The sequence below is a fragment of the bacterium genome (assembly GCA_021372775.1).
In the GTDB taxonomy this organism is placed as follows: domain Bacteria; phylum Acidobacteriota; class Polarisedimenticolia; order J045; family J045; genus JAJFTU01.
In genome coordinates, this window is record JAJFTU010000139.1 from 1 (window position 1) to 7,574 (window position 7,574).

Here is a 7,574-nt window from a genome sequence, read left to right on the forward strand (position 1 = left end):
GCTGTCGCCGTCGCGCAATCCGCTGCGCAAGCTCAAGGAAGCGGCGCTGACGCGCGAGCTGGAGCGGAAGCTCCCCAAGAAGCGGATCCTCGAGCTGTACCTCGACGTCGCCGAGTTCGGCCCCGGCGTCTACGGCGCCGAGGCGGCGGCGCGACGCTACTTCGGCAAGTCCGCCGCCGCGCTCGACGAACACGAGGCCGCGCTGCTGATCGCCGGCCTTCCCCGCCCCAAGAGCTGGCGCCCCGGCTCGACGAGTCCCGTCTACCTTCGCCGCGTCGAGATCATCGAGGCGCGCATGGCGATCGCGACCTGGATCCGGCAGGTGATCTGATCCGCACCCTCGCCGGACGCGCGGCTCAGAGCAGGTGCCGCCAGGTCTTTTCGCGCACGACGAGGGAGATCGTCGAAGGATCGACGCCGTACTCCTCGCCCATCTGGATCTGCGTCACGTCCTCGCTCGCCCAGCGACGCCGGATCTCGAGCACTTCCTCCTCGGTCAGAACGTGCCGCGGAACATCCTCCCCGCGCGCCGCCAGTTCCGGATGGAGGCGAAGGGGATGGGCGTCGCCCCGCGGGTACGATCCCGGATAGAGCGCGGAGCGGGTCCGCCCCCGTTCCACCATCTGCTGTCCGACGTCGCGGCGCGTGCCGAGGAAGAGGTGGTCCGGGCGGACGCATTCGCGCGTCGCGCAGCGATGCAGGACCGCCTTGCCGCGTCCGATCGGGCCGCGTTCAAGCTTCCAGGCGACGCGGTGCGCGAGCTCGAAGCGCCCTCCGCAATGGATCGCGCCGTAGCCGGACGGCAGCGCCGTCCCCGTCCAAAACCAACAGCCGCGCGTCTTGCGCACGTTCTTCCAGAAACGCTCCTCGATCGGACCGTCGCGCTCGATCGTGGACGTGAGCTTGAGGTGGTCGGGGCGCACGCAGGAAACGTCGCCGCAGGTGTGGACGACGATCATCCCCCTCGGAATCGGGCCGTGCGCGACTTCCCAGGCCACGCGGTGCGCGAGACGCGCGGCGCCGCGGCAGACGAACAAGGCGCGGCCGTCGCGGAAATGAGCGCCTCGCCAAGGCCAGCAGCCCTTCGCCGTCGCGTCGAAATTGCCGCGGAAGCGGGCCTCCATGCCGCGGTCGCCCACGGGCACGGCGGGCGGCGCCTTCGGAACGTAGAGGTGATCCGGGCGAACGCAGATCGGGTTGCCGCAGTTGTGCAGCACAGGCCGTCCGGCGGGTATGCGCCGACCTTCGAGCACCAGCGAGGCGCGGTGCGCCGTCATCTCCCGCAGGTCCCAGACGAACCGTCCGGCGCCCCCCGGCTTGCGCATCCCCGCCCAGATCCAGCAGCCGTCCGTCTTCTTCACCTGGGACCAGAAGTTGGCCCGCGCCGTCTCGCGGTCTACGCGCTTCATCGATTCCCCTCGGGCGTCCGACTCCCCGCGCCCGGAAGAGGTATAGCACGGCGGAGGGGCGAACCGGCGCGCGAGAGGAACCGCGCGCGGTCGGTCGCCGTATGTTCTCGGCGCGTCGCCGAGGGGCGCGGGGAGCGTCCGGTCGATGCGGGGCGACGCGTCGAAGGAGACGACGATGAAGAAGTACGGCGCCGAGTTCTTCGGGACGTTCTGGCTCGTCCTCGGGGGCTGCGGGAGCGCGGTGCTGGCCGCCGCCTTCCCGAACGTCGGGATCGGCCTCCTCGGGGTCGCGCTCGCCTTCGGCCTCACCGTGCTGACGATGGCGTTCGCGATCGGCCACATCTCGGGCTGCCACCTCAACCCGGCGGTCTCGATCGGCCTCTGGGCCGGCGGCCGCTTCCCGGCGAAGGAGCTCGCGCCGTACATCGTCGCGCAGGTCCTCGGCGGCATCGTCGCGGGGGGCGTGCTCTTCGTGATCGCCTCCGGCAAGGCCGGCTTCGACGTCGCCGCCGGCTTCGCCGCCAACGGCTTCGCCGAGCACTCGCCGGGCGGCTATTCGCTCCTCGCCGCGCTGGTGACCGAGATCGTGATGACGATGATGTTCCTGCTGATCATCCTCGGCGCGACCGACAAGCGGGCGCCGCAGGGGTTCGCGCCGATCGCGATCGGCCTCGGCCTGACGCTGATCCACCTGATCAGCATCCCCGTGACCAACACCTCCGTGAACCCCGCCCGCAGCACCGGCGTCGCCGTCTTCGTCGGCGGCTGGGCGCTGGCCCAGCTCTGGCTCTTCTGGCTCGCGCCGATCGTCGGCGCCCTTCTCGGCGCGGCGGTCTACCGCTTCGTCGGCGGGGAGAAGCAGTAGAACGGACGCGCGCGGCGGATCACTTCCGCCGCGCGCGGACCGCCTCGGCGCGCCTCAACCACTCGACCGCTTCTTCATCGCGGCCCGTTCCGTCGCAGACGACCGCGAGCATCTCCAACAGATCGGCGACGTGGGGATCGTCGGCGCCGAGCCGCTTCTCCTTGATTGGCAGGAGGCGCCGGAGCAGAGGCTCCGCCAGGGCGAATTCGTCGTCGCCGAAGTAGAGACGCGCCAGATTCTCCACCGTCTGGACCGTGAGGGAATGCTCCGGCCCGTAGTTCTTGTCCCTGATCGCCAGCGCGCGGACAAGCAGCGGCTTCCCTTCAGCCCGCCGTCCGTCGTCGCGCAGAAGCAGGGCGAGGTTGCTGAGGTTCGAGGCGACTTCCGGACTGCTCGGTCCGAGGCCCTTCTCGTTGATCGCGAGCGCGCGCCGAAGAAGCGGCTCCGCCTTCTTCCGGAGTCCTTGGTCCCAGTAGAGAATGGCCAAGTTGTTCGCGGTCAAGGCGGCTTCGTGAGATTCGGGCCCGCATGCCCGCTCGGCGAGCGCCAAGGCGCGATGGAACAGCGGTTCCGATTCCGCGTAGCGACGCTGCAGCCGATAGAGGCCGGCCAGATGATCCAAGTCTACGGCGAGGGTGCAATTGCCCGAAGCGAACGCCTTTTCCTGGATCGCGACCGCGCGGAGAAGCAGTCTCTCCGCTTCCTCGTACCGTCCGTCGGCGCGGCAAGTCATGGCGAGGTTGCCTAGGCTGGCGGCCAACCACGGATTGTCTTGCCCAAGCGACTTCTCGTCGATCGCGATCACTCGACGATGGAGGCGTTCCGCTTCTGGGGCGCGGTCCAGCTCGTCCAACAGATTCGCAAGGCTGTTGAGCGTCGCGCCCAAGCCGGGGTGGTTCGGCCCCAGCCGCTTCTCCTTGATCGCCGCCGCTCGGCGAAACAGCCTCTCGGCCTCGGCGTAGCGGCCTCGGTCGCGGGCGACGAGCGCAAGAATGCTCTCCGTATTGGCCACGGCGACGCTCTCCGGGCCGTCGATGCGGAGGCGAATGGCCTCCGCCCGACGCAGGAGCCGTTCCGCTTCCGCCAAGCGTCCCGTCTCCTCGAGCCCGCTGGCGAGATTCCCCAGGCTCGCCGCAACCACCCGGGCATCGGGGCCGAACGCTCTTTCCCTGATCGCCAAGGCGCGCCGGTTGAGTCGTTCGGCGTCGGCGTAACGACCCGCGTCTTGATCCACCACGGCGAGGCTGTGCAGCGCCGACGCGAACTTGGAGTGTTCCGGACCGAAGGCGCGTCGCGTGATCGCCAGCGCCCGCCCGAGCAGCGCCTCGGCCTCGGCATATTGCCCGCGGACGCGGCGCACGAGGCCGAGCCTCGTCAGCGCATCCGCGACGTCGGGGTGGCTCGGCCCAAAGACCTTCTCGCGCAGCGCCAGCGACCGCCGGGCGGGCGCCTCCGCCTTCGCGTACAGCCCTTGCTCCTGATAGGCCGTCGAAAGCGCCAGCAGCGCGGCCGCCGTGCGCGGATGGTCCGGGCCGAACGACCGCTCGGCGATCGCCAAAGCACGCCGAGATCCGACGAGGGCGGACGAAAGGCGGTCTCGGGCAAGATCCGAGCGAACCTCGCCCATCAGGATCGGCGCCAGGTCGGGATGGGACGGGCCGCGCGTCTTCTCGGCGAGCGCGACGGCGCGCGCGAACAGATTCGCTGCGTCCTCAAGTCGGTCGCGCTCATGCACCGCCCGCGCGAGTTCGCCCATGATCGGCGCCAAGTCGCCGTCGTCGGGGCCTCCGGCCTTCTCGGTGATCCGCAGGGCGCGCCTCAGCAGAGTCTCGGCCTCTTCGAACCGTTGCTCGATCCGCAGGAACTCGGCTCGCGCGCGGAGAATCGGCGCAAGACGCGGGTGGTCCGGGGCGAGCGTCCTGTCTGCGACGAGCAGGGCCCGCGCGGAGAGCTTGTCCGCTTCGGCGTAGCGGCCGAGCGTCGTCTCGATCTCGGCGACGGCGGCCAGCGCCTCGGCGACGTCCGGATGCTCCGCGCCGCGCGCGCGCTCCGCGATGGCCAGAGCGCGGCGCGCGGACGCTTCGGCGATCCCGTACTGCGCCAATTCCGACGAAAGCGCGGCCGACTCCCGCAGGAACGGCGCCAGTCGAAGGTCGTTCGAACCGAGCGCCCGCTCCGCGTCCGCGAGCGCCGACCGTTGCAGCGGCGCCGCTTCCGCGAATCTCCCGAGACGCCTCAGGATCTTCGCCACGTCGTTCCGCGAGGCGGCGCGCTCGACGTCGCCGAGCGGCAGAACCTTCTCGCGAACCGCCAGCGCCCGTCGCGCCGACGCCTCCGCCTCGGCGAGACGACCTTCCCCTTCCAAGACGGAGGCGAGGCCGGCGAGGCTCTCGGCGGCCGGGCGGTCCTCGCCGAGGATCTTCGCGCGAATCGCGGCGGCCCGCCGAAAATGCGTCTTCGCCTCCCCGAGACGACCAAGCGCCTGATCCAGCGCGGCCATGTGGTGCAGGACGAGCGCCGTCTCCCGACTCTCCGGCCCGCGGCTCTTCTCGTAGATCGCGAGCGCTCCGGCGAAGGCTCGCTCGGCTTCGTCGCTTCTCCCCGACTCGGCGCAGGCCGTCGCCCGCAGGTCGAGGCTCGCGGCGACGTGCGGCGTCGCGGCGCCGAAGTGCCGTTCGGCGAAGGCGGCCGCCCGTTCCGCGGCGGCCGACGCCTCGGCGTACTTGCCTTCGGCCTGCAGCGTTTCGGCCGTCCGCTGAAGTGCCCGCCATTCGGCGTCGCGGGAACATCCCGGCGCGGCGAGACAAAGTGCGGCTACTAGAAACGGCAGCGTCTTCCGGATCTGGAGCATCGCCCCCCCGGCCGCGGGCCGACGAGGCACGCGACGTTCGCATGGTGACCCGCCCGCGCAGGCGAATCAAGCGCCGCGGCGAGACGCGGACGACGCGGCGCGCGCGTCGCCCCGCGGCGCGCCGCAGGAACAGAAAGGAGCGCGCGGGAGGGCGGGGCGACGTACGCTGATGGCGCGCCGCCTCGCCGGAATCCGGTCGTCGTTCACGGCGCCCGGCGGGCGCGAGGGGAGGTCGCCGTGAAGAAGCTGCCGCCGTTCTGGATCTTCCCCGTTTCCGCGGTGATCGTCTACGGCGGCGGGTCGGCGCTCGCCGTGCGCCTGCTCCGGCTTCCGGAGACGTTCGCCGCGCCGGCGTGGCTTTCGTACGGCGTCGGGGGAACGCTGATCGTTCTCGGCGTCGCCCTGATCGGCTGGTCTCTCCGGCACCTCTCGCTGCGGCGCGCCGCGGGGCGGGAGGTCTTCGCGAAGGCCGAGAAGTCCACGCTCGTCACGAGCGGGCCGTACGCGATCGTGCGCAACCCGATCTACGTCGGCGTCTCGACTGCGCTCCTCGGCTGGACGCTGCTGCTGCGCTCGACGATTGTCGCCGTCGCGACCGCGCTCATGCTCGGGCACTTCGCGCTCGTCGCGCGTTGGGAAGCGCGCGAGATGGGCGCGCGCATGGGCGAACGGTACGAGGCCTACCGACGCGCGACGCCGGCGTTCCTGCCGCGGCTGCGGCGGCGCCGCTGACCTGCGGCGTTTGCGGCGGCGCCGCTGATCGACGCGGGCCGGACGAAAACGCGCCGCGGCGGGAAGGCCGCGGCGCGCCGGATCAACGCTCGTCGTCCGCGGCCCCGTCGGGGGGCGCGCCGCGCGCGCGCCAACGCGCCTCGGCGGCGGCGCGGGCCGCGTCGTCCTTCGGCCCGTCCTGCGCCACGTAGACCGTGCTCGAGGGGAAGGCGAAGCCGGCGCCGTCGCGGCCGACGATGTCCATCATCTGCAGCAGCAGGTCCTCGCGCGTCTCGGCGAACGAATCGAACTCCGTCGTCGCGACGTAGCAGGCCACCTCGACCTCGAGGGCGCTCGCGCCGAAGTTGACGAGGCGCACGCGGATCCCCTCGGAGAGGACGCGCACGTCGTCCACGAGCAGCGCGCGCAGGTCGGCGAGGATGCAGCGCATCTGGTCGGGGGTCGTCTCGTAGCGCAGGCCGAGCGTCGTCGCGAAGCGGATCCGGTCGCGCAGCCCGAAGTTCTCGAGGTGCCCCTGCACGAACTCGGCGTTCGGCACCGACACCACCGTCCGGTCGAGCGTGCGGACCCGCGTCGAGCGCAGCCCGACGTCCTCCACCACCCCCTGCTTGTCGCCGAAGCGGCAGTAGTCGCCGACCCGCACCGGCTGGTCGATGATCAGCGAGATCCCGCCGAAGAGGTTCTCCAGCGTCTTCTGCGCGGCGAGGGCGAGGGCGAGGCCGCCGACGCCGAGGCCGGCCAGCAGCCCCGTCACCTGGAAGCCGAGGTTCTGCAGGACGACGATCGCCGCGACGCCGAGCAGGACCGCCTTCACCGTGCGCCGGCCGAGCGGGATGACCGACGCCATCGTCAGCCGCCCTTCGGCGCTGCAGCGCGCGGCGAACAGCTTCGCGCCGAGGTCCACCAGCCGCATCGCCAGCCAGAGCGTGGTGACGAACAGCGAGGACTTGATCCCGATCCACAGGTAGCGGCTGACGACGACCGGCAGGCCGAGGGAGACCATGCCGGCGCGGAAGATCATCAGCGCCGCGCCGAGGCGGAACGGCGGCAGCGCCGCGTGCACGAGCTCGTCGTCCGCCGTCGTGGACGTGCGGTGCGCGATCCGCAGCAGCAGTCCCCGCGCGAGCAGGAAGACGAACAGCGAGATCCCGGCGGCCAGCGCGATCCAGACGGCGAGGCCGATCCACTGCCAGAGTTCGAGGCCGAGGAAGCTGTACTTGAACATGAACGCCGGCAGCAGCTCGACCAGCGGGCCGTGCCCGAAGGCGTCGAACAGATCCTGGATCTCGTCCACGGTGGCGGTCGAGAACTTCCAGACGCGGAGGTCCTGCTCGGTCACCCGCTGCATCAGGATGTCGTGGGCCCCGTCGCGCGCCGCGACGCTCGCCACCCGCTCGAAGTCGGGCGGGAGACCGTCCTTGATCTTCCCCTCCGGGGCGTCGCTGATCTGCTCCGGATCGATCGCCGCCGCTCGGTCGAGGACGACGCTCAGCCGCTGCGCGTAGATCCGCCCGCCGCGACGTTCGTTCTCCGGCAGATCGCTCAGGTCGAGGTAGAGCGCCGCCCGGCGGAAGTCCTTCGCGGCGACCGCCTTGAGGAACCCTTGGACGGCGCCGCGCGGGGTCGATCGGCCGATCGCGTCCTCGGCGGGGGCGGCCGCGGGCTTCCCCGCGGCGGCGGCGCCGCCGGCGTTCGGCGCCGCGGCGGGCGCCGCGGC

General features: G+C 71.5%; 6 protein-coding genes. 3 read left to right on the top strand and 3 right to left on the bottom strand.

All coding sequences use genetic code 11. From position 1 onward, the window contains the following. On the top strand, positions 1–331 hold a 331-nt coding region (locus LLG88_04565; GenBank protein MCE5246180.1), incomplete at its 5' end, for a transglycosylase domain-containing protein. A 25-nt stretch (positions 332–356) separates the two neighbouring features. Here LLG88_04565 and LLG88_04570 read toward each other — a convergent pair. Next, positions 357–1,409, bottom strand: coding sequence for an HNH endonuclease (locus LLG88_04570; protein MCE5246181.1), 1,053 nt, complete (start codon positions 1,407–1,409; stop codon positions 357–359). Positions 1,410–1,584: 175 nt separating this feature from the next. On the opposite strand from LLG88_04570, the gene aqpZ reads away from it, so the two are divergent. Beyond that, complete coding sequence (aqpZ, locus tag LLG88_04575) at positions 1,585–2,274, top strand: aquaporin Z (GenBank protein ID MCE5246182.1); 690 nt, start codon at positions 1,585–1,587, stop codon at positions 2,272–2,274. Positions 2,275–2,293: 19 nt separating this feature from the next. Here the strand turns inward: aqpZ and LLG88_04580 are convergent, their stop codons facing one another. Continuing rightward, on the bottom strand, positions 2,294–5,125 hold the full coding sequence (locus LLG88_04580; protein ID MCE5246183.1) for a tetratricopeptide repeat protein: 2,832 nt from the start codon (positions 5,123–5,125) through the stop codon (positions 2,294–2,296). A 237-nt stretch (positions 5,126–5,362) separates the two neighbouring features. On the opposite strand from LLG88_04580, the gene LLG88_04585 reads away from it, so the two are divergent. Continuing rightward, on the top strand, positions 5,363–5,857 hold the full coding sequence (locus LLG88_04585; GenBank protein ID MCE5246184.1) for an isoprenylcysteine carboxylmethyltransferase family protein: 495 nt from the start codon (positions 5,363–5,365) through the stop codon (positions 5,855–5,857). An 82-nt stretch (positions 5,858–5,939) separates the two neighbouring features. On the opposite strand, the gene LLG88_04590 is transcribed toward LLG88_04585, so the two are convergent. Continuing rightward, a partial coding sequence (locus LLG88_04590) for a mechanosensitive ion channel family protein (GenBank protein ID MCE5246185.1) occupies positions 5,940–7,574 on the bottom strand: 1,635 nt, incomplete at its 5' end.